Annotated in this window: 27 protein-coding genes; 15 read left to right on the top strand and 12 right to left on the bottom strand. The window is 71.6% G+C overall.

The features are described from left to right. Positions 1-232: 232 nt before the first annotated feature. From ACQUFX_RS12295 to ACQUFX_RS12280, 4 genes are all read left to right on the top strand, one after another. Positions 233-1,348, top strand: a complete 1,116-nt coding sequence (locus tag ACQUFX_RS12295; RefSeq protein WP_428966147.1) for a MerR family transcriptional regulator — start codon at positions 233-235, stop codon at positions 1,346-1,348. 122 nt (positions 1,349-1,470) lie between these two features. Next, positions 1,471-2,052: a hypothetical protein gene (locus tag ACQUFX_RS12290; RefSeq protein ID WP_428966146.1), complete on the top strand. Its 582-nt coding sequence runs from the start codon at positions 1,471-1,473 to the stop codon at positions 2,050-2,052. A gap of 20 nt (positions 2,053-2,072) precedes the next feature. Continuing rightward, on the top strand, positions 2,073-2,420 hold the full coding sequence (locus ACQUFX_RS12285; protein WP_428966145.1) for a hypothetical protein: 348 nt from the start codon (positions 2,073-2,075) through the stop codon (positions 2,418-2,420). 170 nt (positions 2,421-2,590) lie between these two features. Continuing rightward, positions 2,591-3,163, top strand: coding sequence for a GTPase family protein (locus ACQUFX_RS12280; protein WP_428966144.1), 573 nt, complete (start codon positions 2,591-2,593; stop codon positions 3,161-3,163). Between the two features lie 200 nt (positions 3,164-3,363). On the opposite strand, the gene ACQUFX_RS12275 is transcribed toward ACQUFX_RS12280, so the two are convergent. After that, the gene (locus ACQUFX_RS12275) at positions 3,364-3,966 is read right to left on the bottom strand and encodes an MOSC domain-containing protein (RefSeq protein ID WP_428966143.1); all 603 of its coding nucleotides are present in this window, start codon (positions 3,964-3,966) and stop codon (positions 3,364-3,366) included. Between the two features lie 259 nt (positions 3,967-4,225). Between ACQUFX_RS12275 and ACQUFX_RS12270 the strand changes: the two genes are divergently transcribed. Beyond that, the gene (locus ACQUFX_RS12270) at positions 4,226-4,378 is read left to right on the top strand and encodes a hypothetical protein (protein ID WP_428966142.1); all 153 of its coding nucleotides are present in this window, start codon (positions 4,226-4,228) and stop codon (positions 4,376-4,378) included. 131 nt (positions 4,379-4,509) lie between these two features. Beyond that, complete coding sequence (locus ACQUFX_RS12265) at positions 4,510-5,745, top strand: RCC1 domain-containing protein (protein WP_428966141.1); 1,236 nt, start codon at positions 4,510-4,512, stop codon at positions 5,743-5,745. A 176-nt stretch (positions 5,746-5,921) separates the two neighbouring features. On the opposite strand, the gene ACQUFX_RS12260 is transcribed toward ACQUFX_RS12265, so the two are convergent. Both ACQUFX_RS12260 and ACQUFX_RS12255 read right to left on the bottom strand, forming a co-directional pair. Continuing rightward, positions 5,922-6,488, bottom strand: a complete 567-nt coding sequence (locus tag ACQUFX_RS12260; RefSeq protein WP_428966140.1) for a sugar O-acetyltransferase — start codon at positions 6,486-6,488, stop codon at positions 5,922-5,924. A gap of 91 nt (positions 6,489-6,579) precedes the next feature. After that, positions 6,580-7,158: a histidine phosphatase family protein gene (locus ACQUFX_RS12255; protein ID WP_428966139.1), complete on the bottom strand. Its 579-nt coding sequence runs from the start codon at positions 7,156-7,158 to the stop codon at positions 6,580-6,582. A 217-nt stretch (positions 7,159-7,375) separates the two neighbouring features. On the opposite strand from ACQUFX_RS12255, the gene ACQUFX_RS12250 reads away from it, so the two are divergent. Both ACQUFX_RS12250 and ACQUFX_RS12245 read left to right on the top strand, forming a co-directional pair. After that, a complete protein-coding gene (locus ACQUFX_RS12250; RefSeq protein WP_428966138.1) occupies positions 7,376-8,092 on the top strand; it encodes a hypothetical protein in 717 nt (238 codons plus the stop codon). Positions 8,093-8,241: 149 nt separating this feature from the next. Beyond that, the gene (locus ACQUFX_RS12245) at positions 8,242-8,739 is read left to right on the top strand and encodes a YcxB family protein (protein ID WP_428966137.1); all 498 of its coding nucleotides are present in this window, start codon (positions 8,242-8,244) and stop codon (positions 8,737-8,739) included. Positions 8,740-8,932: 193 nt separating this feature from the next. Here the strand turns inward: ACQUFX_RS12245 and ACQUFX_RS12240 are convergent, their stop codons facing one another. The 4 genes from ACQUFX_RS12240 to ACQUFX_RS12225 all read right to left on the bottom strand — a co-directional run bounded on the left by ACQUFX_RS12240 (position 8,933) and on the right by ACQUFX_RS12225 (position 12,660). Further along, on the bottom strand, positions 8,933-9,613 hold the full coding sequence (locus ACQUFX_RS12240) for a hypothetical protein (RefSeq protein WP_428966136.1): 681 nt from the start codon (positions 9,611-9,613) through the stop codon (positions 8,933-8,935). A gap of 228 nt (positions 9,614-9,841) precedes the next feature. Beyond that, on the bottom strand, positions 9,842-11,074 hold the full coding sequence (locus ACQUFX_RS12235) for an IS701 family transposase (protein WP_428966135.1): 1,233 nt from the start codon (positions 11,072-11,074) through the stop codon (positions 9,842-9,844). Positions 11,075-11,242: 168 nt separating this feature from the next. Further along, positions 11,243-12,036, bottom strand: a protein-coding gene (locus ACQUFX_RS12230; RefSeq protein WP_428966936.1) for an IS5 family transposase whose coding sequence is annotated in 2 segments (ribosomal slippage) — positions 11,243-11,703 and positions 11,703-12,036 — 795 coding nt in all. Because the reading frame shifts where the segments join, the coding sequence is not laid out codon by codon here. 93 nt (positions 12,037-12,129) lie between these two features. Further along, positions 12,130-12,660, bottom strand: a complete 531-nt coding sequence (locus ACQUFX_RS12225) for a MerR family transcriptional regulator (protein ID WP_428966134.1) — start codon at positions 12,658-12,660, stop codon at positions 12,130-12,132. Between the two features lie 267 nt (positions 12,661-12,927). Between ACQUFX_RS12225 and ACQUFX_RS12220 the strand changes: the two genes are divergently transcribed. Beyond that, positions 12,928-13,805 (top strand): IS5 family transposase gene (locus ACQUFX_RS12220; protein ID WP_428966897.1). Its coding sequence is split into 2 segments (ribosomal slippage): positions 12,928-13,324 and positions 13,324-13,805, totalling 879 coding nucleotides; the frame shifts between segments, so codons are not numbered across the junction. A gap of 18 nt (positions 13,806-13,823) precedes the next feature. Here the strand turns inward: ACQUFX_RS12220 and ACQUFX_RS12215 are convergent. Beyond that, complete coding sequence (locus tag ACQUFX_RS12215) at positions 13,824-14,078, bottom strand: hypothetical protein (RefSeq protein ID WP_428966133.1); 255 nt, start codon at positions 14,076-14,078, stop codon at positions 13,824-13,826. 161 nt (positions 14,079-14,239) lie between these two features. Between ACQUFX_RS12215 and ACQUFX_RS12210 the strand changes: the two genes are divergently transcribed. The 6 genes from ACQUFX_RS12210 to ACQUFX_RS12185 all read left to right on the top strand — a co-directional run bounded on the left by ACQUFX_RS12210 (position 14,240) and on the right by ACQUFX_RS12185 (position 19,687). Then, complete coding sequence (locus ACQUFX_RS12210; protein WP_428966132.1) at positions 14,240-14,947, top strand: VOC family protein; 708 nt, start codon at positions 14,240-14,242, stop codon at positions 14,945-14,947. A gap of 33 nt (positions 14,948-14,980) precedes the next feature. Then, entirely contained in the window at positions 14,981-15,952 is a 972-nt protein-coding gene (locus ACQUFX_RS12205) for a hypothetical protein (RefSeq protein WP_428966131.1), read from the top strand. A gap of 217 nt (positions 15,953-16,169) precedes the next feature. After that, positions 16,170-17,078 (top strand): ABC transporter ATP-binding protein, encoded by a 909-nt coding sequence (locus tag ACQUFX_RS12200; RefSeq protein WP_428966130.1) that lies wholly within the window; start codon positions 16,170-16,172, stop codon positions 17,076-17,078. Then, positions 17,078-17,833 carry an ABC transporter permease gene (locus ACQUFX_RS12195; RefSeq protein WP_428966129.1) on the top strand — a complete coding sequence of 252 codons (756 nt, stop codon included), beginning with the start codon at positions 17,078-17,080 and terminating at the stop codon, positions 17,831-17,833. The genes ACQUFX_RS12200 and ACQUFX_RS12195 overlap by 1 nt, the downstream gene beginning before the upstream one ends. A 19-nt stretch (positions 17,834-17,852) precedes the next feature. Next, entirely contained in the window at positions 17,853-19,070 is a 1,218-nt protein-coding gene (locus tag ACQUFX_RS12190; protein ID WP_428966128.1) for a sensor histidine kinase, read from the top strand. Next, positions 19,067-19,687 (top strand): response regulator, encoded by a 621-nt coding sequence (locus ACQUFX_RS12185; RefSeq protein WP_428966127.1) that lies wholly within the window; start codon positions 19,067-19,069, stop codon positions 19,685-19,687. Before ACQUFX_RS12190 ends, ACQUFX_RS12185 begins: the two co-directional genes overlap by 4 nt. A 47-nt stretch (positions 19,688-19,734) precedes the next feature. On the opposite strand, the gene ACQUFX_RS12180 is transcribed toward ACQUFX_RS12185, so the two are convergent. From ACQUFX_RS12180 to ACQUFX_RS12165, 4 genes are all read right to left on the bottom strand, one after another. Next, entirely contained in the window at positions 19,735-20,835 is a 1,101-nt protein-coding gene (locus ACQUFX_RS12180; RefSeq protein ID WP_428966126.1) for a thiopeptide maturation pyridine synthase, read from the bottom strand. Beyond that, positions 20,832-21,839 (bottom strand): lantibiotic dehydratase C-terminal domain-containing protein, encoded by a 1,008-nt coding sequence (locus ACQUFX_RS12175; RefSeq protein WP_428966125.1) that lies wholly within the window; start codon positions 21,837-21,839, stop codon positions 20,832-20,834. Before ACQUFX_RS12175 ends, ACQUFX_RS12180 begins: the two co-directional genes overlap by 4 nt. Continuing rightward, on the bottom strand, positions 21,836-24,421 hold the full coding sequence (locus ACQUFX_RS12170) for a hypothetical protein (protein WP_428966124.1): 2,586 nt from the start codon (positions 24,419-24,421) through the stop codon (positions 21,836-21,838). The genes ACQUFX_RS12175 and ACQUFX_RS12170 overlap by 4 nt, the downstream gene beginning before the upstream one ends. A gap of 89 nt (positions 24,422-24,510) precedes the next feature. Then, positions 24,511-24,666, bottom strand: coding sequence for a hypothetical protein (locus ACQUFX_RS12165; protein WP_428966123.1), 156 nt, complete (start codon positions 24,664-24,666; stop codon positions 24,511-24,513). Between the last annotated feature and the right edge of the window lie 13 nt (positions 24,667-24,679).

Genomic DNA, 24,679 nt, shown 5'->3' with positions numbered 1-24,679 from the left:
GATCGGGCTGGGTGTCGCGACAACCGGCGGTCGGCGGCTGACACGGCAGGAAAGGACTGCGGACAGATCACCGTTGCCATGCCGCTGGCCGATCACAACGCCGCCGACGACCCTAACGGCAGTTTTCAGGAACGGCAGAGCATTTTCCGGTGGTCACCCACGAACGGAATCTCGATCACCAGGCAACGGCGAGCTTGCTCCTCACGCGGCGTCAGGTCAGATAGTCGGTGGTGTGGAGGAGCACCTGACCGTGGGACGTGTGGCGGAGCTGGCCGGCGTCAGCGTCCGCACACTGCATCACTACGACAAGATCGGTCTGCTGCGGCCGTCCACGCGGACCGCGGTGGGACACCGGGCCTACTCCGCAGACGATGTGGGACGGCTGCGGGAGGTGCTCGCCTACCGGCGGCTGGGCTTCGGACTGCGGGAGATAGCGACCCTCGTCGACGATCCGGCCACCGACGCGGTCGCGCACCTGTGCCGACTGCGCGGCCTGCTGATGGGCCAGCGCGACCGTGCTGTCGCCATGGTGACGGCCATAGACAGGGAACTGGAGGCACGAGCAATGGGGATCAGGACGACGCCAGAGGAACAGCTGGCATTGTTCGGCGCGCGGTTGTACGACGCCATCGGGCCCGCGTATCCCGCGACGCGGCGCACCGAGCCGCGGATCGCCGCGCGCCTCTGGGATGCGCTGGGGGACGCACGGACGGTGCTGAACGTGGGGGCCGGCACCGGTTCATACGAGCCGCCCGACCGGGACGTCACGGCGGTGGAACCGTCGGCGGTCATGCGGGCGCAGCGGCCCGTGGGCGCGGCGCCGTGTGTGGCCGCCGCCGCGGAGAGCCTGCCGTTCGAGGACCAGTCCTTCGACGCCGCGATGGCGGTCAGCACCGTCCATCACTGGCCGGACCCGGTCGCGGGGCTTCGTGAGATGCGGCGGGTGGCCCGCCGCGTGGTGGTGTTCACCTACGACGCCGATGACACCGGGTGGCGTCAGCGGTTCTGGCTCACCCGCGACTACCTGCCCGAGTTCGCGGACCTTCTCGTCGGCTGGCCCTCACTGGCAGACCTCACCCGCGCGATCGGAGGACGCGCGGAGCCGGTGCTGATCCCGTGGGACTGCACTGACGGCTTCTTCGAGGCCCACTGGCGCCGGCCCGAGGCGTACCTGGACGAACATGTCCGCCGTGCGGTGTCGGTCTGGACCAGAGTCGGACCGCAGGCCGAGCAGAGGGCGGTCAGCGCCCTGCGTGCGGACCTCTTCTCCGGCAGGTGGGCTGAGCGCAACCGCGACATCGTTCCCCTCGACACCGCGGAACTCGGCCTCCGCCTGCTCGTCGCCTGAACCACCGTGCGGCACCCGGTGCGACGCGCAGATCCGGCGCGCGCTCGCCGGTGAGCGGATGGCTGATCGAGGGTCGCCGTGACGCCGCAGCCCGCCCGTGTCGACCAGGCTAGGTTGAGGTCATGTCTCGTGTGGTCACCCGGATCGCGGCCGGTCTGGTGCAGGCGTACGACTTCTCGGCCGGTGCGGCGACGGCGTCGGACGCGGTTCCCACGGTCACCTTCCCCGTCGCCGACGCGGAGAACGCGACGCCTGACAGTTGCGCCGTGGCACCCGACCTGAGCCGCGCGGTGTACGCGACACCGGATCGCGTGGACTGTGTCGACCGGGCCGGGGCGACGGTGTGGCAGCTCGACTTCCCGCCGGCCGCGACGCAGCGGCCGAACGCCCACAACCGATGCGACTTCTCGCTCGACGGCACGGTCGTGTGGATCTACCGCCCGGACGGGCTGGCCCGCAACGGCGCAGACACCGACACCGACACGTGGCTGGCGGTCGACGCCGGCACCGGCCACATCCTGGCCCAGACGCCCCTCGACTCGGTGGGCCACGGAGGCGAACACATCGCACACCCGGACGGCGTGCACATGGTGCTCGACGTCGGCGAGGGGCAGGACGGCACCCGCGTCTACCGGGGCCGGCTCGACGGCGACCGCATCGAGCTGTTCGAGTACGAATGGGGCAACCTGTTCTGGTCTCGATGACCTCGGACGGCAGGCACCTGATGACGGTGGACCATGACAACACGGACGCCGCGTTCCACAGCTATCCCGACGGTGCCGTGGTGGCGCGGGTACCGATCGAGGCGCTGGGCTACGAGCCGTTCGACGCGTTCGTCGAGTACGCCGGCGGGTACGTCGACGACTCCACCGCCGTGGTCACCGTCGCCGGTGAGACCGAGGACGAGGAGGAGTGGTTCGAGCGGTACCTGGTCGATCCGCACACGGGCGAGATCCGCCGCCGGCTCGACGCGCCCTCGGCGGACCGGTACGACTTCGAACCGCTCGGCGACGGCTCCTGGCTCAGCACCACCGACGACGGACGGCTCCGTCGCCACACCCTGGAAGGCTGATCCCCGGGACGCCGCAGCCACGGCCTGGTCGCGTGTGCGGCGACGGGCCACAGCGTCCGCACCTGCCGCCGATCGTGCGTCCCGATGCGGGACGGAAGCAGCAGGGCACGACGTGGCCCGCGTCGTGCCCTGCGGATACTGGGCTCGTTCATGACGGTCATACTCGGTTCGTGCCCACTGTGGAACCCCATGCATCTCCGGCGCTGCGAGGGTGCCTCGTTCTCGTGCAAGGCCAGGAAGGGGCTGGCAAGTCGTCCATCGTTCGTGCTCTGGTGCCCCACACGCCCCGCAGCGCCCGTATCGACGCAGAGGACATCGGTCAGACCAACCCCTGCTTGATGGATGACGAGTTCTTCGACCTGCTTCGTCGTAACGTCGCAGGTCTGGTGGAGAAATTCTGGGCTGCGGGCTACCCCAACGTCATCGCCGGAAGCTTCCTCCGCGACTACGCCGACTACCTCGCCTTCCGTCGGGTGCTGCCGCAGCCGACAGCGGTGTTCCTGGTGGAACTACTGGTCGACAAGGATGTGCGTGACCACCGGAGAGCCACCCGAGCGAAGCAGACGACACAGGAGTGGCGGGACATGGTCGACCTGATACCGGAGGACCGGACTATCCGGGAGGCGGCTGAAGCCGACTACCGGTACATCGGCATCGATGGGACCGGTCTGGACATTGCTGAGACGGTGCGCCGGATCATGGATGCAATCCCAGAGATCTATCACAGCAGCAACCAATCCTAAAATGGTCACTCCAGGCCCACCGAGGTCAGCCCTGGCCTGCTCCAGTTCGTCTGGGGAGACGCGTAGCCAGTTGCCGTTCATGCTCACGCCGCCAGCCGAATGCCGATTACGACAGTTTCCCCGAGCCGGTGGGCGTGGGTCATGGCCTGACGGCAGCGGTATCCGTATCCGCCGCGTCCGGTGCACAGGGGCCGTGTCGATCAGCTTTTTGCGGGCTGACTGGGGGCGGCGTGAAGGTGGCGGATGGTGTCGCCGACCGTGATTGTGGCGCCGACGACCACCCGGGCGTTGAGGCCGCGCAGCCGTAGTCGTCGGCCTTCCTCGGTCCAGACGACCTTGTGGGCGTCGCGGCCGAACCGGGCGGCGAATTTGGCGCAACCGGTGTGTGGCTGGTCGGTCACTTCGATGACGGCCTGGTCGCCGATGGCCAGGCGTGACCCGGCTGGCAGAGCGTCGACGCTCAGGTCGAGGTCGACGTAGAGCTGGTCCCCGGCGAGCGCCCAGGCGTCACGGTCGGTGCCGGCGATCAGCTCGACGAAGCGGGAGTTGATGACGTTCAGTTGCATGTCGGGGTGCGGTGACCGGTCTGCCGTCCTGGAACTGGGTCGTTGACTCCAACTGTCGCCGAGGAGTCCGGCGTCAGGGTCCAGCTCGGCCTGGGACAGCACTTCACGGGCGTCAACGGCCGGCCGCCGGACGGCCAACGCCAGGGTGCCGGTGCCTCCGGGGGACTGCCGCACGAGGTGCAGTCCTTCCAAGATCTCGTCCATCGATCGATGACGTACGGTGACGGCGTTCTCCATGGCTCAGACTGTGCTCTCCGCACATCTGCGGCGTCCACCCAGTTCTCGGAACACGAGATCGGGTCAGGCACGCTCCCTTCACCCTCCCTGGCGCTGTCGTACGCCGCGCCGGCATGGGCGATGTCGGGGTTCACCGGATCAGGGATGCCGAGATCCGCCACCGCGTCGCCGCCGACGACGCGACGATCGTCTGCCGCGGCTGAGCGAGGGTATGTCCGGATCTGGCCCACCTGTCTGCCGGTCCCGGCGTGGAGAGCCGGTGGTGGACCTGCCCGCCGGCGGGCGCGTCGACGCTGGCGGTGCCCTGCCGGGGATCGACCTGGACCCGACCGGAAACCGGGTGATGTCGCCGACCTCGACCAGCAGCCGGGCGGTATGGGGTGATTTCGACCAACGACGAAAGTTCCGGTGACGTCCCGACGATCAATACTGACCAATGTCAATGTAGAGTTTCATCGCTATGAAGTTGCAGGTCGCACGCGACCTGCCGGGGCAGCGCCGCCTCCAGTCTACAGAACCGACTTTGTCTGGAGAGATCAGGACATGAACGAACATCAGGAGGGCCGGCTGCGGACGCGTTGGCGGCGGGCAGCCCGAACCGTCGTCGCCGCGGCGGCGGCCGCTGTCGGGGTCACCGTGCTCGCCGTCGGCTTCACGGCCGGCGCGGCCACGGCCGGCGGCAGTTCTGCCGACCGGGGTACGTCGAGCGCCTCGCTCGCCGCCGCGTCGGTGTCCCAGGTCGCCACCGGCGACCTGCACACGTGTGTCGTCCGTACCGACGGGACACTCTGGTGCTGGGGCAACAACTTCAACGGCCAGCTCGGCGACGGGACCACCACGAGCCGGACGAGTCCGGTCCGGATCGGTACCGCCACCACCTGGGCGCGGGTCGACGCCGGCAGGACCAACACCTGCGCGGTCCGCACCGACGGAACGCTGTGGTGCTGGGGCGCCAACAACAACGGCCAGCTCGGCGACGGGACGACCACGACCCGGAACAGCCCCGTGCAGGTCGGCACGGCGACCACCTGGGCCAGCGTCAGCACCAGCAACAACCACACCTGCGCGGTCCGGACCGCCGGCACCCTGTGGTGCTGGGGCCTGAACGGCCACACCCAGCTCGGCGTCGGGACGACTCCGCTGATGTCGACCACCCCGCTGCAGGTCGGCACGGCGACCACCTGGGCCAGCGTCACCACCGGCTACGCCCACACCTGCGCCGTGCGCACCGACGGCACCCTGTGGTGCTGGGGCAGCAGCTCCGACGGTCAGCTCGGGCTCGGCATCCTCAGCTTCAAGTCGACCCCCACGCAGGTGGGCACCGCGAACACGTGGTCCGGCGTGACGGCCGGGTACGTCCACACCTGCGCGGTCCGCACCGACGGGACGCTGTGGTGCTGGGGCGAGAACGGGTACGGCCAGGTGGGTGGGGGCAGCGGCTTCCAGACCACGCCACTGCAGGTCGGTACCGCCACCACCTGGGCGCGGGTCGACGCGAGCATCGACACGTCCTGCGCGGCCCGCACCAACGGCACCCTGTGGTGCTGGGGCAGGAACACCTACGGGCAGGTCGGCGACGGCAGCACCACCCACCGGCCGGCCCCCACCCAGGTCGGCACCGTCACCACCTGGACGGGCGGTCTGTCCGCCTCCTACCACACCTGCGCGACGCGTACCGATGGCACCCTGTGGTGCTGGGGTGACAACTTCCTCGGGCAGCTCGGCGACGGCACCACCACCGGCCGGACGACCCCGGCCCAGGTGACCCTGCCCGCCTGACCCGCACCGCCGGACGACTGTGCCGTCGACCCGCGCCGCCGACCCGGCGGCGGCGCGGGTCGACGGCACTGCACACGTGACGCCCGGAAACGGATCGTCGTCACCGGTGCCGGCAGCCGTCGGCGCCGGTCGCTGGTGTCCGCGCGGGTCGACGTGTGCCGGTGACGCCGCGACCGTCAGGAGGTGGCAGGAGCTGCCGGGCTCAGACGCCTCCGCACGACAGCACCGGGTGCCGTCACCACGCTCAGCGGCGGCACGTCCTGTGCGACCACGGCGCCCGCGCCGACGACCGAGCCCCGACCGATGGTGACTCCGGGGACGACCGTGGCTGCGGCGCCGATCCACACGTCGTCCTCGATGACGATGGGGGCGTGCGTGATGAAGTCGTATCGCTCGTCGAGCTCGACGGGGTGTCCAGCCGTGCTCAGGGTCACCCGGGGGCCGATCAGGACCCGGTCACCGATCGTGATGCCACCGTAGTCCAGGAGGAAGCACCCCTGGTTGATGAACACCCGCTCGCCGAACGACGTGCCGAGCCCGTAGTCGCAGTAGAACGGGGGCAGGATGGACAGCGACCCGGGTACCGGTCGACCGAAGATCTCGGCGAGGATCGTGGTGCGGCCGTCGAGGTCGTCGAACGGTAGCGCGTTGAGGCGCGAGGTCAGTTTCATGACGAGCGGTACGCGCTCGGCGAAGGCTCGCGACTCGGGCGTCCGTGTGGGTAGGCGTTGCTCGTTGCGCACCGGGCGATGCTGGCACGGCGAGCCAGAGCTGCGGTGACGACCCACCGGCCGCAGACGGAACCCTCGTGGTGTTCTCGCCGGATGTCGGGGGCTACGGCGGTAGGTGCCCGGTGTCGTTGTAGCTGACCAGGACCGGAGGGCGGCCGGATGCCCACTGGACGATGGTGATCGCGCAGTTGTCCTGGTGCAGTCCGATCCACCGCCAGGTCGGGGCGTCGAGGACGTGGCGGACGAACCAGCCGATGACGAAGTTGTGGGTGATCAGCAGTTCGTCCCGGTCGCTGGCGCTGGTGACGCCGAAGTGGTTGACGGCAGCCCGCAGTGCGACGGCGTTCTCGTCGCGCTCGTCCGGGGGCACGCCGTCGAGCCAGGTGTGCCACCGGCCGGGGTAGCTGTCGCGCTGACCGGGGGAGGGCACCGGTGTCCGGTCCGTCACGAGGTCGCAGGCATGTGTCGGCACCCGGGGGAGGTGGCCGGCGACGATGGCGGCCGTCTGGGCGGCTCGGGGCAGCGGGCTGTGGTGGATGGCCGTGAACGGCACCGTGCGTAGCCGTTGGCCCAGTCGTTCTGCCTGGTCCCTGCCGTGGGGCGAGAGGCCGCCGTCGGGGGCGTGACCGTAGGCCGGATCCTGTTCGCCGTGGCGTACCAGGTACAGCCGGGTGCGACCCATCGGCGTCATCTCCTTCGGCGTCGGATCAGCGACGGCCCACGGTAGGTGACCGGCGCACCCCCACTGCGGGCGACGCCACCAGCCGGGCCTCTCGTCCGTTGCCGAGCGGACGTGCCGGCCGCACTGGTGGCTCCCATCGACGCAGCCGGGGCCGTCGTGGACGGGGATGTGACCTTGCGGTTCCTAGTGGTTGCGGCCGGTAACTAGAATGGCGGGCATGACGTCGGCGACGCGGCGTGCGGGCGTACCGCCGATCATCCAGCGAGAGGTCCGGCTCCGCGTCTGGGTGGCGGTCATGTCCGGCATGGTCGCCGTCATCCTCCTGACCTATCTGGGACACCGCTGGTACGTGGAGACGGCGGCCCAGGCCGCCCACCGTGCGGGCACGCTCGTGCCGCAGTCGGCAGAGGTCGTGGCGGTCGACTACCCCAGCGCCACCAGCAGTCTCGTCGGCGGCAGTTCGCAGCAGGTCCGGTATCGCCTGCCCGGCGGCAGCGAGCAGGTGTCCCTGCTGCGCGACCGGGACGAGTTCCTCACTCTGGATGAGGGGCGGACCGTTCGTCTGGGCCTGTGGCAGGGGCACCTCGTCACCGTCGAGGGCCAGTACGTGCGCGCCCTGTGGACGCCGGGAGCCCTGCTGGTGTTCCTGCTGCCGCCGCCGGCGATCGTGCTCACGGTGTTGCAGGTCCACCGCCTGCGGCGGCTGCGCAAGGAGCGGTGGGAGTACCCGTTCGACGACGAGTCCAACCGTGGGTACATGATCGCCGCCGCCCTGGTGGCCCTCGGGGCCGGTGTCGTCGCACTGTCCATCGGCGGCGACGGGTGGTGGTTGCCGGCGGTGGCGATGGGCGTGAGTGTCCTGGGCCCGCTGGCGTGGTTCGCGGTACGGGAGAACGGGCGAGCGTCACGCCGCTCCGCGCGGGTAGCGGGGTAGCCGTCCGCAACGGCGGTACCGACTACCGCGGCGCCGAGGACCGGACACGCGGTCGGGGGGTTCGTGAGACCTCGGCGGTGACACCTGAATGCCCCGGCGGGTCGGGCGTCCGGCGCTGTCGGGTCGGGTGGGGGCACTATCGTTCTGGCGTGCACATTCGTTTCGACGTCCCCGCCGATCCCGACTATCCGGGTCGGGTGGCCGCTGCGCTCAGCAGTGTTCGGCTGCGCAGGTACGGCTATGTTGGCGGGGTGCTGGTGGCGGTCGGGGTGATCGGTCTCGTCGTCTCGCGGGGGTTCGCCCGGGGTGAGCAGTTCTCGTCGCTGTGGTTGTCGCTGGTCCTGGGTGGTGTCCTGTCGATGCTGTACGCGCCGTGGGTGCGCCTGCGGGCCCGACGCCGCTCCAGCCGGTACGCCGTCGAGGGCAGTTACGACATCTCCGACAACAACATCATGATGCGCAGCGGCTCGGAGTCCGGTGGTATCGCCTGGGACGGGGTCACCCAGGTCAGGCCTACTCCTGAGTTCTGGATCGTGTACGTGGACCGGATGCCGGCGACCGTGATCCCGCGCCACCTGATGTCCGCCGAGGACGCCGAGACGTTGCACGCCTACCTGACCAGACGGGGGCTGCTCCGCACCCGGTGACCCCCTCGACGCGGTGATCCCGGGCGGGCGCACCGCGTCGAGGCGGCAGGCGCGACAGCGGTACGCCACGGTCCCGTGGCGGCGGCGCGGTGGCTGTCGGGGCCTGCGGGCGGCTCACGGGTCGGCACCGACCTCGGGTCGGTGGCGGGATGTGCGGGGTGCGCGTGGTGGGTGACGACCCGGGGGAGGGTGGCTAGAAGGTGTGGACGCCGCTGAGTTGGAGGTCGTTCCAGCCGCGGGCGTCGGCGCGGATCTGGCGCTTCTGGTACAGGAAGTTCCAGGGGAAGACCGTGGCGCTGGGTGCCGGCGAGTGACCGAGGGGGTCGTCGGAGTCCTGGCGGACGCCGACCACGGTGACCTGCACGCCTTCGCCGCCGCGCAGGTCGGTGGCGAGCTTGTAGTCCGGCTTGCGCAGCCGCCGTACCGGACCCGGCGCGGCGAAGTCGGCCGCGACGCGGGCGTCGATGGTGGCCTGGTCGATGACCCGGGTGCCGGTGTCGGCGGGGTCGTGGGTGAAGTTGTAGTGCCCGACCCGCAGGCGGTCGGCTTCCTGCCGGTAGGCGATCGTGCAGCCGTCGAGCGTGGGGGTCAGGACGAACCGGCAGTCGGCGCTGGCGAAGCTGTCGGAGTATCCCCGCTCGCCGGAGTAGGGCACCCAGAAGGCTTGGAAGGACGCGACGGTGGTGGGCGGGGTGAGGACCACCTCCCAGGCGGGGATCGCGCTGCCGTCGGTGCCCAGGCAGTGGACGTCGGGCGCGGGGCGCAGGGTGAAGTGTTCGATCCGGAGGGCACCAAGGTTCACCTTGGGGATGAGGGCGTTGCGTTGGAGGAAGTGTCCCGGGTTGGCGATGAACTGCTCGACGGCCTCGAACATGCGCCTCTTCCTTCGCTGGGGGGCGCTGACGGTTCGATTGCAGCAGCCGTCCGAAGTGGATGCCACGCTGAGTCACCAAGCGGACACGGCGACATGGCGGGTCTGGTGGGCGCGGTGTCCGGGACCGGAGGAACAGGCGTGCGTGCCGCCGCCTCCTTGATCATCTATCGGGGCCCGTGGTGGCGGGACGTCCGTGCAGCGCCGGGGAGCGCTGTTAGTACTCCAACGTCACTTGGCCTGTCTGCGCTGGTAGTGGGATCGGCGGGCTCGGGCTTGGGATGTGCGTCGCCAGATTGACCAGTGCAGGGTGTGTTCTGGCGGGAGCGATGCGGCGAGGACGAAGGCGTTGAGGAGGCGGCGGATCTCGGCGACGGTCAGCGCGATGATCTCCGGGTCGGTGTCGGGCTGCTGGGCGGCGAGGATGGTCAGGACGGCCAGGGCGAGCATGGCCAGGGTGATGAACCGGTGCCAGCCGGTCCAGCCGCGGACCTGGTAGTGGTCGAGGCCGACCTGGCCTTTGCCGGTCTGGAACAGCTCCTCGATGCTCCAGCGGGAGCCGGCGACGGTCACGAGGGTGTGCAGCGGCACCGGGCGGGGTGACCAGCACAGGTAGAAGGCCAGCTCGCCGGTGGTGCGGTTGCGGCGGATCAGCAGCCACCGGTGTTCACCGGGCTGGGTGGCGGTGGTGATCCAGGCCCACAGGTAGTCGCGTGGTCCTTTCGCTCCGGGTCCGCAGCTGTGCAGCTGCCACTCGGCGGTGGGGATCCGCTCGGCGAGGTCGTCGACGCGGATCAGGGTGCGGCCGTCGTTGACGTGCACGCGTCGGTCGCAGCCGACCGCGAGGACGTAGCCGATCCCGCGATGTTCCAGGTTGTCGCGGAGGGCGGGGTCGGCGCCGTAGACCTCGTCCCCGGTCACCCATGCGAACGGGACTCCGGCATCCAACGCGGCGGCGATCATCTGCCGGGCCAGAGCGGGCTTCGTGGCGAACTCGACGTCGTCCGGGACCCCGGCGGCGGCGAGGCGGTCGGGCTGGTCGCACCAGGTCGTCTCGGGTAGGTAGAGCCGGCGGTCGATCATCGCCCGGCCGGCAGGTGTCACGTAGGCCAGGAACACTGCGACCTGACTGTTCTCGATCCGGCCGGCGGTGCCGGTGTACTGCCGCTGCACCCCGACCGAGCACACGCCCTTCTTCAAGAACCCGGTCTCGTCGGTCACCAGCACCGCGTCGGGATGGCCGAGCTGCTCGATCAGCCACTCACGCAGGTCATCGCGGACGGCGTCGGCGTCCCACACCGCCGTGCGCAGCAGCCGCTGCATCGCCTGTGGATCCCCGTGACCCGCCCGCTCCGCAAGCGACCAGCAGGTCTTTCGTTCGGCCTCCGACAGCAGCCCTGCTACGAACTGCCCGGCCGTCGCCCGCGGCTCGGCCCGCACGAACCGGCCCGCGACACGCCTCATCGCCTCGTCCAGGATGACCCGCCACCCGGCGGGGTCTACGCTGTGGCCCGCGGCCACCGCACGATCTTCGATTGTCCTCACAAACCATCGATGATCAACGCGGTGGCCGTCCTCATGCCTACGCCACGCCCAACGCCGAAGCCAAGTGACGTTGGAGTATTAGAGGTCCTAACAAAGTCGTGCGACGTGTCGGTACGTGATGATGCAGGTGGCGAGGGCGAGGAAGGCTTCGTGGATGTCGTCACGGCGTTCCCACCGGATGCGTAGGCGTTTCATGCCGTGGTACCAGGCGATGGTTCTCTCGACCACCCACCTGGATACGCCCAGACCGGAGCCGTGGGGTTGACCGCGGCGGGCGATCCGCGGCCGGATGCCCTTGGCGCGTACGGCCCGGCGGTACTTGTCGTGGTCGTACGCACGATCGGCGAAGAGCTGGTTGGGGTGCTGGCGGGGTCGGCCACGGCGGCCCCGGACCGGCGGGATCTTGTCGATCAGCGGGAGCAGTTGGGTGACGTCGTGGCGGTTGCCGCCGGTCAACGCGACGGCCAGGGGGATGCCGGCGCCCTCGGTCAGGACGTGATGCTTCGAGCCCGGGCGGGCGCGGTCGACCGGGCTCGGGCCGCTTTTGGGCCACGCCGGGCGGCCCGCACATGCGAGGAGTCGATCACGGCGCGAGACCAGTCGAGTTTCCCGGCCGCCTGCAGCTCGGCCAGCAGCAGCTCGTGCAGCCGCTGCCACACTCCGGCCCGGTTCCACTCCTCCAGGCGCCGCCAGCAGGTCATTCCCGAGCCGAATCCCAGTTCTTGGGGCAAGAACTCCCACTGGATGCCCGTGTGCAGCACGAACAAGATCCCGCACAGCACCTGCCGATCCGGGATCCGCCTGCGCCCCGGGTGCCGAGGATTGCGCTCAGGCTTGGGCAGCAACGGCTCGATGCGCTGCCACAGCCCGTCCGGCACGATCCACGGCGGCTGCTCACCACGCCTCACGGCCCGACATCGTAGATCGTCCTCTAGAGAGGACGAAAGACCCAGAGATCATTTTGTTAGGACCTCTTAGTCTCGTGGGCGTGTCTTCCGGACTGTGGTCGCAGAAGGTACGCACCGCCCGCTGACGGTGCCTCGACGCCTGGGACGCCGAACGTCGGGTGGACGTCGCCCTGGAGGCGCTCGGTGCCTGCACCGACCGTGACCGCGAGCTGGCCGCCCTGTCGGTGGGCCAGCGCTACCGGGTACGGCTGGCCTGCCTGGTCGGCGCCCTGGAGTGTCTGACGTGCTGCGGCGGGGTGCCGCCGGGCCGGTCAGCTCAGCGCCTTGACGGCTGCGTGCAGCCAGGTGGAGGCTGGCGCGCTGGTAGCGGCGTCGGGGCCTCGCGGACAGGGGACGGATGTCGTCGAGGCTGGCGCCCAGATCGCGGAGGGTGCGGACGAGTTCGAGGCGGGCCACCGCCCGGATGTCGTAGCGCCGGTGCCCGGCGTCGGTGTGCCCGGTGGGGGTGATGATCCCCGTGTCGGAGTAGAACCTGATCGCACTGACGCTCAGGCCGGTACGTCGGGCGACCTCCCCGATCGAGTAGAGCGTGTCCATGGCCGCCACTACGGCGTCTCCAGCGACGTGAGAATCAAGAGCTCCGGTCCCGGCTGTGGCGGACGGGGCCTGCGGCGAGTGCACGCCGCAGGCCCCGTGGTCGTCGTACCTGCCGGAACTAGGGCCTGTGTCGAAGTCGGTGCCGGGGCTTGAGTGGTTGGTTGAGGATCTTGGCGTGTCGGTGTTCGAGACATAGTGAGGTCTCCGGTATCTGGTTCAGCGACCAAGCAGAACCCGAACACCGGAGACCTCGTGGACACCCTAGCGGTGACGAGGCGGCATGACCTGACCGACGCACAGTGGGTGGCGCTGGAGCCGCTGCTGCCTGTGGGGCGTAGGCCAGGTCGACCGTCGACATGGACGAAACGGCAGCTCATTGATGGGATCCGGTGGCGGATACGGGTCGGTGCCCCGTGGCGGGACGTTCCGGAGTGTTACGGGTCCTGGGCTGCGGCGTATGCGCTGTTCCGGCGGTGGCAGCGTGATGGGACCTGGGCGAGGATCCTGACCGCGTTGCAGGCCCTCGCTGACGTGGCCGGACGTGTCGTGTGGGACGTGTCGGTGGACTCGACGGTCGCCCGAGCGCACCAGCACGCCGCTGGGGCGCGTAAAAGGGGGATCTGCAGGCCGAGCCGCCGGGCGGGGTCACGGTCGAACCGGCCGATCACGCGCTCGGCCGGTCACGGGGTGGGCTGACCACGAAGGTGCACCTGGCCTGTGAGCAGGGACAGAAGCCGCTGTCGATCGTGTTGACCGCCGGGCAGCGTGGGGACAGCCCGCAGTTCATGGCGGTGCTCGACGGGATCCGGGTGCCCCGACTCGGCGGCGGCCGGCCCCGGACCCGCCCGGACCGGGTTCTCGCTGACAAGGCGTACACGTCGAAGGCCAACCGCCGCTACCTGCGCCGACGTGGCATCAGGGCGACGATCCCGTCGAAGGCCGACCAGGACGCGAACCGGCGCAAGCTGGGGTCGAAGGGCGGCCGGCCACCGGCCTTCGACCAGCAGCGGTACAAGCAGCGTCACGCCGTGGAGTGCGGCATCAACCGCCTCAAACGCCACCGTGCCGTGGCCACCCGCTTCGACAAACTCGCCGTGCGCTACGAAGCCACCGTGCACGTCGCCGCGATCAACGAGTGGCTGTGACCGACTTCGACACAGGCCCTAGGACCGGGTCTTGACCAGGAAGGCGTACCCGATGACCTTCGTGCCGTCCCAGTTGTACATCGCGTAGCACGCCTGCGGCCTGGTCCAGGACGAGGAGTACTTCGGCCGGGCGTCGTTGCACGCCTTCAACGTCGGGTAGATCGGGCTGGTGTAGTCCGCCTGCGCGGGCGTGGCCAGGCCGAGCACCAGACCGCCGGCCACTGCGGCCGTGGCCAGGAGGCTGCGCACCCGAGGTCGACGCATGAAACTCATCTGTTCTCTCCCGTTCATCGTCCATCGTTCGATGGTTGAGCGTCGGCGTCACCTGGTCCGGGGACCGGTGACGCTCAAGATCAGCATAGGGAGGTCCCGCCACCCGGGGCCGTCCGGCTAATTGCCTTGTCGCCGCCCTGGCCCGTGTCTACCGTCGGTGGATGCTCTCGCGACTGCTGTCGGTGACCTTCGACGGGCACGACACGGCCCGCGTGGCGCAGTTCTGGGCCCGCATGCTCGGCCGGGAGGCCGTCGAGGACGCCGGGGGTCTGCTCCTGCCCGGCGGGGACACCCAGCTCGGCATCCGGTTCGCCCCGGGCGGTGTCGAGCCGACGGGGCCGTACCGCCGGATGCACCTTCACCTGACCAGCGCCAGCCACGCCGACCAGCAGCACATCGTGGCGACGGCGGTGGGGCTCGGCGCCGGTCACCTCGACGTCGGGCAGCGCCCCGAGGAGGGGCACGTCGTCCTCGCCGACCCCGAGGGCAACGAGTTCTGCGTGATCGCGCCGGGCAACGCCTTCCTCGCCGGGTGCGGCCCGCTCGGGGAACTCGCCTGCGACGGCACCCGCCAGCTCGGACTCTTCTGGAGCGAGGCGCTGGGCTGGCCGCTGGTGTGGGACCAGGACGAGGAGACCGCGATCCAGTCCCCGCACGGCGGCACCAAGGTCGCGTGGGGAGGGCCTCCGCTGGGCCCGAAGGAGGTGCGGAACCGGCACCGCTTCGACCTCGCCCCGACCGGGGGCGACCAGCACGCGGAGGTCGCCCGGCTGGTCTCCCTCGGGGCCACCCGGCTCGAGGTCGCCGCGGACGGCACCGTCGTGCTGGCCGATCCCGACGGCAACGAGTTCTGCGTACGTGGGACCTGAGCACCACGCGGCCGGGGCGGGCGGCGGATCGAGGTGACGGACTGGGGTCGGCTTCGGCACGCGTACGGCCGGGCGACCGACACCCCCGGGCACCTGGCCGCGCTGGCCTCCGGTGACGCCGAGGCCCGCGCCGACGCGCTGGACCACCTCGACGTCGCGGTGCTGCACCAGGGCTACCCGGAGACGGCCACCGCGCCGGCCGTACGGGCCGTGACCGCGCTGCTCGCCGACGGGCGAGCGCACCCGGACACGGTCGAGGCGCTGCTGGAGTTCCTCGGTGACGCCGCCCTGAGCGTGACCAGACTCGCCGACGATCGCCACGTCGCCGAGCTGCTGCCGGACCTGGCGGAGGCGGTGGCGCAGGCGTACCCGGTGGTGCTGCCGCTGCTCGCGGCGTCCCCGCCGGAGCGGGCCCTGTTCCGTGCGGAGAACCTCGTGGCGATGGCGCGGGTGTCGTCGCTGACCCACCGGCGGGAGGGCCTGGCGGCGCTCCTGCGGCGATGGCGGGCCCGCGACACCGGGGCGCGGGCGGAGTGGACGCGCCTGCTCGGTGACCTCGGCGTCGACCTCCGCGCCCGGCTCACCGACCCGGACCCGGCGACCCGGCTGCGGGCCGCGCTGACCCACGAGGACGACCCGCGCAGCCGGGCGGTGATTCTGGCCGCGCTGGCGGAGCCGCCGCCTGCGGACGTGCACCAGTTCGAGCTCGTCGCCGCCGCGATCCGCGTCGCCACCGACTTCGACGAGATCGCCGCCGCCGCGTGCCGGGTGGCCAGTCGGGACAGCTGGGCGGGCTTCGACGACGGTTGGGGCGCGTTGGTGCGCTTCGCGTTCCCGACGCCCTACGGCGAGCGCCGGCCGTTGACCGAGCCGCAGCGCGCGCTCCTGCGGGCGCTGGTCGCCAACGCCCCACTCTGGGCGCCGACCAATGGCAGCTGCGGGCTCGTCTTCACGGCGGCCGGCCTGCCGCACAGTCGGGAGGCGTGCCGCCGGCTCGCCACCTGACCCCCCGTCGTGGTGGACGACGTCATCGCGGCGGTGCCGGCCGCGACCGTGGCGCCCCGACGGGTCAGGGGCTCCCGCTGCGCCGCCACGTACGGGTTGGGCTCGCGCTGCTGGACCACCGCGTCGGCATCCACCGATCGGTTGATGCGAGCATCGACCGACCCCGGTGCCGGCCGGGCGATCCGGCAACCGCTGGCGGCGGGCGACGCTTGCCGCCATGGGGATCGTCGTCGAGGTGAAGAACCTCCACAAGCGGTACGGCGACAGGGTCGCGGTCGACGACGTGTCGTTCGCGGTCGAGGCGGGCGAGATCTTCGGGGTGCTCGGTCCGAACGGCGCCGGCAAGACGACCACGGTCGAGTGCGTGAGCGGTCTGCGTACTCCCGATCGTGGCCAGCTCACGGTGCTCGGCCTCGATCCCCGGCGGGACCGGCGCGAGGTGCGGGAACGGGTCGGGGTCCAGCTTCAGCAGCACCGGCTGCCGGACAGGCAGACGGTGGCCGAGGCGATGCAGCTGTACGGTTCGTTCTACCGGGAGCCGGCGGACGGGCGGCGGCTGCTGGACATGCTGGGGCTCGCCGGGAAACACGACACCCAGTACCGGCAGCTCTCCGGCGGTCAGCAGCAGCGGCTGTCGGTCGCGCTGGCCCTGGTGGGCAGTCCCACCGTCGCCGTGCTGGACGAGCTCACCACCGGGCTCGACCCGCAGGCCCGGCGGGACACCTGGGACGTGATCGACGAGGTGCGCGACTCCGGTGTGACGATCATCCTCGTCACGCACTTCATGGACGAGGCGGAGCGGCTCTGTGACCGGCTCGCGTTGATCGACGCCGGGCGCGTGGTCGCGCTCGACACCCCCGCCGGCCTGGTCGCGTCCGCCGCGGCCGAGCAGCGGGTGCGGTTCCGGCCGTCGACCCGCCTGGACGAGCGGCTGCTGGCCGACCTGCCGGAGGTCACCGGCGTGCGGCGGCACGGGCAGCAGGTGCTGGTGACCGGTACCGGGAACCTGTTGCAGGCGGTCACCTCGGTCCTGGCCCAGCAGCACGTCGTCGCCGAGGACCTCCGGGTCGAGCAGGCCAGCCTGGACGACGCCTTCGTCACCCTCACCCGACGGAGGCGGTCGTAGTGGCTGCGCTGTACGCGCTCACCGTCGCCGAGGCGAAGCTGTTCCTGCGGGAGCCGATGGCGGCCGTCTTCGGGGTGCTGTTCCCCACCGCGATCCTTCTCGGGCTCGGCGCTGTCCCCGCGCTGCGGGAGCCGTCGGAGGAGTTCGGCGGGGTACGGTTCGTCGAGCTCTGGGCGCCGAGCGCGCTGGTGCTCGGGCTCGGCATCGTCGGGCTGCAGCACATCCCGCTGGTGGTGGCCACCTACCGGGAGCGGGGCATTCTCCGGCGGATGTCCACCACCCCGGTCCACCCCGGCGCGGTGCTGGCGGCGCAGCTCATCGTCGCCCTGGGCGCCGCGGTCGTGGCGGCCGTGCTGCTGGTCGTCTCGGCGTGGCTGGTCCTCGACGTGCCACTGCCGCGGCACCCGTTCGGGTTCGCGGTCGCGTTCCTGCTCGGCTTCGGCGCGGTGCTGGCGGTCGGCGTGCTGATCGCCGCGGTCGCGCCGACCTCTCGGGTCGCCTCCGGGCTGGCGACCGTCGTGTACCTGGTGACGATGTTCGCCGGAGGGGTCTTCCTGCCGCGTTTCCTGCTGCCGGATGTCCTGATGCGGTTGGGCGACTACGTGCCGCCCGGGGCGCAGTCGTTGTTGGCGGGCTGGTCGGGTGATGCGGTGGCGGGGGCGTCAGGTTCGCCGCCGCTGCTGCGCCTCGGGATAATGGCGTTGTTCGTGGTCGTGGCCGGTGGTGCGGCGGCGAAGCTGTTCCGCTGGGAATGAGCCGAAGGTGCGAGCGTCGATGAGCGGTGACGCCGGCCCCGACTGGGACCGCTGGTACGAGAAGCTGCTGGTCGGGGTGCCCTGGGTGCTGCTGCCCACCTCGACGGCGATCGCCCTGGCACAGCCCGGCCGGAGCTGGCACGACCACGCGGTCACCCTGGGCCTGGTCGGCGTGTCCGCCGGGTGGGTGTACCTGGGACACACCCGGGTGCCGCGCGAGCGCCGGAAGCGGACCCTGCCGATGCTGGTCTACTTCGTCGGGCTGCTCACGCTCTGCGTCGCGCTGATGGCCCGTGACGTCATCTTCCTGCTCTTCGCCATCACCGGGTTCTTCCACGCGTACCAGCTACGACCGTGGCCGTGGGGGGTGGCGGCCGTGTTCGGTACCTCGGTCTCCATCAACACCATCGCCTCCGAGCTGCCGGCCGCGTCCGTGCAGTCGCTCGGCACCTACCTGGGGGTGATCGTGATCCAGACCGCGGCGATCAGCTCCGGCATCGTGCTGGCCGAGAAGAGCACCGAGCAGCACACGCGACGTCAGCAGATGGTCGCCCGGCTGGAGGCGGCGCTGGAGGAGAACGCCGGACTGCACGCTCAACTGCTGGTCCAGGCCCGCGAGGCGGGGGCGCTGGACGAGCGGCAGCGGATGGCCGGGGAGATCCACGACTCGCTGGCGCAGGGCCTGACCGGCATCATCACCCAGATGCAGGCGGCCCAGCGGGTCTGGCACTCGCCGCCGCAGGCGCGTGAGCACGTGAACCGGGCGTTGGCCCTGGCCCGGGAGGGCCTGGACGAGGCCCGCCGTTCGGTGCAGGCGTTACGGCCGGGCCAACTGGAGGCGGCCCACCTGCCGGAGGCGCTGGGGGACCTGGCCCGGCGCTGGGCGCACGACACCGGCGTCACCGTGCGGTTCGACGTCACCGGCGACCGGGTCGCGGTGAGCCCGGCCATCGAGGTCACCCTGTTCCGGGTCGCGCAGGAAGCGCTGCACAACGTGGTCCGGCACGCCCGCGCGTCCCGGGTGGGGCTGACCCTCTCCTACCTGACGGACGTGGTCCTGCTGGATGTGCGCGACGACGGGCGGGGCATGACCGGTGACTCGGCTCAGGGGTTCGGCCTGACGAGCATGGCGCAGCGGGTCCGGGGGGTGGGAGGTGTGATGGAGATCGAGAGCGCTCCTGGCGAGGGCACGGCGGTCAGCGTAAGGGTGCCGGCGATTTCGGTGGTGGCACCGTGATCCGCGTCCTGATCGCCGACGACCATCCGATCGTCCGTAACGGACTTCGCGGGGCCTTCGCCGGCCTGCCCGACATCGAGGTGGCCGGCGAGGCCGCCAACGGCCGGGAGGCGGTGGACGAGGCGGTGCGGCTGCGTGTCGACGTGGTGCTGATGGACCTGCGGATGCCGGAGATGACCGGTGTGCAGGCGATCGCCGCCCTCGCCCGGACCGCGCTCCCGATCCACGTCCTGGTGCTCACCACCTTCGACAGCGAGACCGACGTGCTGCCGGCGGTGGAGGCGGGCGCCACCGGTTACCTGCTCAAGGACACGCCACCCGAGGAGCTGATCCGCGCCGTCCGGGCCGCCCATCGCGGTGAGTCCGTCCTCGCGCCGTCGGCCGCCGGTCAGCTCATGGGCCGGGTCCGCAGACCGACCGGGTTGGCGCTGAGCAGTCGGGAGCGGGAAGTGCTCCACCTGGTCGCCGACGGCGCCTCCAACCGGGAGGCGGCGAGGCTCCTGTTCATCAGCGAGGCGAGCATCAAGACGCATCTGCAGCACATCTACGACAAACTCGGCGTCCGGGACCGGGCCGCCGCCGTCGGTGAGGGCTACCGGCGCGGTCTGCTCCGGTAGCGGCCCGTCCGCCGGGCGTGTCCCGTCACCGCGCCCGCCGGCCCGGTTCACCGGCGGTCGTCGACGAACTGCCGGGCCAGGGCGACCGGCGAGATGTCGTACTCCTCCTCGACGGTGCGGGCCACCAGGTGACAGAGCAGATAGCGTTGGGTCGGCACGATGCCGATCCGGCTCAGGTGGGAGTAGAGCTGGTTGATGGCCAGCCGGTGGCAGCGGAACCAGACCTGCGACAGCACCTCCCTGCGGTGGGCGGTGGTCTCCCGGAGGATGTCGTGGAACTCGATCCGGTGCCGGAGCTCCATGTCCTGCTGGTCGAGGTGGTCGAGGTCGATCGCGCCGCTGGTGAACAGCGGCTCGGCCAGCGCCTTCTGGCGTCGGACGATCTCCAGCCACGCCTCGACCAGGGGGTCCGGTCGGCTCCCCTCCACCGTGGCCCGGGTGGCGTGCAGCCGGTCGCGCAGCGCCGGGCGGTGGCGGTGGTAGCGCTCGTCGAAGGTGCTGCGGACGGCGTCGGGGTCGGCGGTGTACCCGAGGAACGACTCGACGTGCGAGCGGAACGACAGGTACCCCCGGGAGATCGGCGGGACGCTGAGGTGGCCGAAGGCGAACATCAGGTCCAGCGCGTGCCCGACCCGGTCCACCGCGCCGCTGCGGACGGCGGCCAGGGTGTCGACGGTCAGGGCGGTGCTGCGGGCGTACCCGTCGGCCAGCAGGTCCGCCAGGGCGGGGCTGTCCAGCACGTGCCGGCGGTCCTCGTAGGGTTCGAACTGGACGGTGTTGTCGGGGTACCAGGGGGTGAGGGCGCCGTGGTCGGCCTCGCGGACGGCGAGCCGCCGGTGCGCCGCCAGGTGCTCGTCCTCCCGCAGGGACGCCGTGGACGGGTTGTCCCGCAGGTAGGCGGTGAGGTCGCGCTGCGCGGTGGGGCGCACCACCTCGGCCCAGAGCCGCGGGGTGGTCCGCAGGTTGATCCGCAGGTGGGGGCCGCGACGCCAGTGCCGGAGCAGGTGGGGCTGGTCGACGACGTCGGCGAGCGCGGTCAGCAGGGGGCGGACGGCGTCCAGGATCAGGCCGTCCTTGTTCTCGGCGTGGTACCGGATCTGGATGCTGTGCCAGCCGGGTTCCTCCCGGTGCGGCGGGGTGCGCGTCATGAGGTCTCCTGTTCAGGGGGCGGTTCACCGAGGTCGGCGCAGGCGGCGCAGACGAGGTAGTGCAGCTGGGTCTCCTGGTCGACGCCGAGTCCCAGCCGGTTGCAGAGCAGGTGCACGCAGCGCAGCAGCACGACGAGCAGTCGCTGCTCGTCGTGGGTCGGCCCGGTGCCGGCGGCGAAGCGGGTGGCCACCGCCCGCAGGTCGGGGTGGAAGTCCCCGGCCCGGCGCAGGTCGGTCAGTTCGGTGCGGAGCCGGTGGATGGAGTCGGACCACGCGGCGGCGAGCGGATCCGGATCCTGCGGCGGTGGTGGGCCGGGTGCCGGCGGCCAGCAGCCGGACACCAGTCGCCGCAGCGCCGCCCGTTGCCGCTGGTAGCTCTCCCGCCGTGGCCCCCAGCCCTCGGCGGGTTCCCAGGAGGACCGGGAGCGGGTCAACAGGTGTGCCAGTCGGTGCCGGTCGGGTTGCCAGGCGGCGAGCGCCGAGGCCAGGGCGAGCACCGCCAACCGTGACCGGTGCTGCGGTGCGCGGTGCGCCAGGACCGACAGGGCGAGCCGGCTGGAGTCGGTGAAGTGGCGTTCGACGGCCCGGGTCGCCGCCCGGCCGCCGAAGACCGGGTACTCGGGGTGGTAGGGCACGGCCTCCACCACGTCGGGTGGGCGGATCCGCCGGTCGTGGTCGGCCAGGCCCTCGCGCCGGGCGTACCGTTCGGCGAGGGCCGCGTACCGCCCGGCCGGCGCGGAGGGTGGGGAGGGGAACCGGGCCAGGTGCCTCTCCAGGGCCGACCGGGCCCGTGCGGCGACCTCGGTCGAGTGCTCCGTACGGGTCGGTAGCAGTCGGAGCCGCAGGTGCGGCCCGCCCTCCCAGTACCGGATGAAGAAGAACTGGGCGAGCCGGCCGTCGGTCTGCAACGAGGCGACCAGCGGGGCGACCGCTCCGGTGATCAGCCGGGTGTGGTCGCCGTGGTGGAAGGCGTGCAACGACAGCCAGGTCGGGGGCGGGGTCACGCGGGGCCGATCTCGACGACGTACTCGGTCACGTGCCTGCCCTCGGGGCCGAAGCAGGGGGCGTCGGCGAGCTGCGGCAGGGCTTCCGTGAAGACCAGGACCGAGCCCGGCTCGCGGAGGAGGCGCTCGAAGAGGCGGACCAGCAGCATGTTGGCCAGGTCGAGGTAGATCGGCTTGACCGGCACCGGCGGGGTGTCCGGCGGCGCCGGCCCGGTCGCCGTCACGTACGTCCGTTGGGGGATCCGGTGGTCGGTGAACCAGGCGGCCAGGGTCAGCAGGTACCCGGCGTCGTCGACGCCCTTGGCGCGGCGGGGCACGAGGTCGGCGCGGACCCGCCAGGAGGCCCGGGAGACCGTCACCCGGCCGATCGACAGTCGGGGGTGCCGCCGCACCGCCCCGGGCTGGTGCTCCGGGGTGCCGGCGAAGATTTGGGCGGTCGGGGCGGCGGCGTTCGGCACGTCACCGAAGAGGTGGATCAGGAAGCGGGCGAGTCGGGGGAGTCGGCTCCCGGCCATCATGCCGGTGTGGGCGATGCGGACCTCACGGTCGTCGCTGCGCCGCCGCAGGCGCAGACTCCGGGTGGTCCCGTCGGGTGTCACGACCAGGTCGTCGAGGGCGATCCGCCGCTGCGGGGGGCGGGCGCTCACCGTGCCCGGGTGGCTGATCTCGAAGTCCACCGCCGGGGAACGCAGGTTGACGTTGCTGCCGAAGAGTCCGGTGATCTCGGCGAGGTAGCCGGCCGGGTCAGGCGTCGGTGTGGCCCCGAGCAGTTCCCCGGGGTCGGCGCCGGCCGGTGCGGCCTTCGCCAGCAGCCGGTGCACCCGGCTGCGGACGGCTCCGTGGCCGGCGCCGACGCCGTTGAGCACGAGCCGGAGCCCGTCGGTCGCGGGCACCTGCTGGACGAAACAGGCCAACGCCGGGGCGGGCCGTACCCAGGGCGGCCACCCGTCCGCCAACGCCCGCACCCGCGCCGGGTCGACGGTGACGCCGTGCGGCGGGCTCTCCGGGCCCGCCCAGAGGGCGGCCAGCGCCTCGTGCCGTAGCCGGTGCAGCCGCCGTACCTCGGCGAGGGTGCTGCGGGCCGGGTCGGGTGGCTCCCCCGGGCGGAGCAGCAGCAGCCCGGCGAGTTCCGCCACCGCTGTGCCCGGTTCGGCGTCGACGGCCAGCCGGGACAGCTCCCGGTGCAGTTCGAGCAGACCGACCCGGCTGTCCGCGCCGTACCGGTCGACGACGACCCGGTGGGCCACCAACCGGACGACGGTCGAGTGCTGGAAGAGGGCCAGGAGTCGGTGGATCACGTGCAGGTCGGCTACTGCCGGGCGCCACCGGGCCCCGCCGAGGCGGACCGGCTCGGCGGTGAAGACGGCGTTCTCGCGGAAGAGGTTCCGGGCCGGCAGCGGTGTGTCACCGGCGGGGCCGTGCACCGCCTGGAACTCCGTCCGGATCCGACGGTGCAGCTCCCGGCGGCGGGAGGCGTCGGTGCCGGGGGCCGGGTAGGCGTGGAGGGCGTCGGCGAGGGCCCGTAGCGGACCGGCCGCCGGCGATTCCCGGCCGAGCCAGACGCGCAGGTCATGCAGGTGGTCGGCAGCCTGGTCGGCGAAGGGCGGTTGGATCTCGAAGAGTCCGACCTCCACCAGCCGGCCGAACGTCACGGCGGCGTCACCGGCGAGGCGGCGCCCCACCTCCGCGAGGGGTGCTCCGGCGCCGACGGCGTCGATCGCCGTGCGGACCGGCGGGGTGAGCAGCAGGCCCTGGATGCGCTCGCGTCGCGGGTGGGCGAACCAGATCCGCCCGTCGGCCACGTCGGCGGCCGGGGTGGTGACCACCACGAGCCGGCCGGCGGCCGCACCGTCGGCGAGGCGGCGGGTGAGTGCCTGGAGCAGGGGTACGTTCGGCTCGACGACGCTGCGCCAGGCCCACCGGCCGGTGGGTTGCACAGCGGTCGGCACGTCGGACCACCGGCACAGTCCGCTCATCATAAAGGTGGCCTGCGGGCTGGTCTTGGCCACCGTCCGGGCCAGGTACTTCGCCAGCCGCAGCGCCACCTGGGCGCGGGGTGGGATGCCCTCGGGCTGGTCGCGCCACCGCAGCAGCGCGTGCAGCAGATCCTCGCTGGACTGCAGCAGTCCGAACTCGAAGACCTCGGTGGCGCTCCAGCGGCGCAGGGCCCGCAGGCTCCGGGTCTGCTCGGCGTCGAGCAGGTCGGGAAGCTGCCGGGTCAGCGCGGCCGAGCGGGTCAGCTCGACGGTCCAGTCGGTCAGGTCGGCGCGGAAGCGCGCGGGCAGCAGGTCGGCGTGGCGGCCGGGCCAGGCCCGGTGGCCGGGCCTACGGCGGTTGTGCAGGGCCCGCCGCAGGGCCACCAACTCCGGCCGTGCTCCGGCGAGGGCCGGGTCCGCGATGAACCCGTGGACCTCGTCGGCCAGCCTGGCGCCGGCCTCGGCCACGCGGCGACGGCTGGCGAGGACGGCCTGGACCATCGCCCAGGACGCCGGTACGGCGGTGTCGTCCAGGGCCCGGGTGGGGAGCGCGGCGACCCGTACGACGACGACGGGGCCGGTGGAGGCGGTGGGCGGAGCGGGCACATGAACCTCGCACGGGGACGGGTCGGTCTCGGCGGTGTCCGGTCTGACGGCTCCGGCGTGACCGGGTGGCACGCCGGAGCCGCCTGGGCTCAGATCAGCCAGCTTCCGAGCCAACCGGAGGCGCCGACCTCGGTGTTGCCGAGGCCGCCGACGCTCACGGCGGCGAGTTCCTCGTCGATCGCAAGGTCGAGGTTGACGATGTCGAGATCGGCGAACTCGGTCGTCTCCGTTACCACGGTGTCCATGACGGACTCCCTT

The sequence above is a fragment of the Micromonospora fluostatini genome, from assembly GCF_050410825.1.
GTDB classification, from domain to species: Bacteria; Actinomycetota; Actinomycetes; order Mycobacteriales; family Micromonosporaceae; genus Micromonospora; species Micromonospora rosaria.
Note: the sequence above shows the minus strand (reverse complement) of the source record. Positions and strands in the feature narration are given on the sequence as shown.

What these genes read in the sequence shown, in the direction of transcription:
- ACQUFX_RS12290 (WP_428966146.1), top strand. Translation starts at nt 1,471, where the DNA reads ATGTCTCGTGTGGTCACCCGGATCGCGGCCGGTCTGGTGCAGGCGTAC.
- ACQUFX_RS12285 (WP_428966145.1), top strand. Translation starts at nt 2,073, where the DNA reads ATGACGGTGGACCATGACAACACGGACGCCGCGTTCCACAGCTATCCC.
- ACQUFX_RS12275 (WP_428966143.1), bottom strand. Translation starts at nt 3,966, where the DNA reads ATGGAGAACGCCGTCACCGTACGTCATCGATCGATGGACGAGATCTTG.
- ACQUFX_RS12265 (WP_428966141.1), top strand. Translation starts at nt 4,510, where the DNA reads ATGAACGAACATCAGGAGGGCCGGCTGCGGACGCGTTGGCGGCGGGCA.
- ACQUFX_RS12255 (WP_428966139.1), bottom strand. Translation starts at nt 7,158, where the DNA reads ATGGGTCGCACCCGGCTGTACCTGGTACGCCACGGCGAACAGGATCCG.
- ACQUFX_RS12250 (WP_428966138.1), top strand. Translation starts at nt 7,376, where the DNA reads ATGACGTCGGCGACGCGGCGTGCGGGCGTACCGCCGATCATCCAGCGA.
- ACQUFX_RS12240 (WP_428966136.1), bottom strand. Translation starts at nt 9,613, where the DNA reads ATGTTCGAGGCCGTCGAGCAGTTCATCGCCAACCCGGGACACTTCCTC.
- ACQUFX_RS12235 (WP_428966135.1), bottom strand. Translation starts at nt 11,074, where the DNA reads ATGAGGCGTGTCGCGGGCCGGTTCGTGCGGGCCGAGCCGCGGGCGACG.
- ACQUFX_RS12225 (WP_428966134.1), bottom strand. Translation starts at nt 12,660, where the DNA reads ATGGACACGCTCTACTCGATCGGGGAGGTCGCCCGACGTACCGGCCTG.
- ACQUFX_RS12215 (WP_428966133.1), bottom strand. Translation starts at nt 14,078, where the DNA reads ATGAGTTTCATGCGTCGACCTCGGGTGCGCAGCCTCCTGGCCACGGCC.
- ACQUFX_RS12210 (WP_428966132.1), top strand. Translation starts at nt 14,240, where the DNA reads ATGCTCTCGCGACTGCTGTCGGTGACCTTCGACGGGCACGACACGGCC.
- ACQUFX_RS12200 (WP_428966130.1), top strand. Translation starts at nt 16,170, where the DNA reads ATGGGGATCGTCGTCGAGGTGAAGAACCTCCACAAGCGGTACGGCGAC.
- ACQUFX_RS12190 (WP_428966128.1), top strand. Translation starts at nt 17,853, where the DNA reads ATGAGCGGTGACGCCGGCCCCGACTGGGACCGCTGGTACGAGAAGCTG.
- ACQUFX_RS12180 (WP_428966126.1), bottom strand. Translation starts at nt 20,835, where the DNA reads ATGACGCGCACCCCGCCGCACCGGGAGGAACCCGGCTGGCACAGCATC.
- ACQUFX_RS12165 (WP_428966123.1), bottom strand. Translation starts at nt 24,666, where the DNA reads ATGGACACCGTGGTAACGGAGACGACCGAGTTCGCCGATCTCGACATC.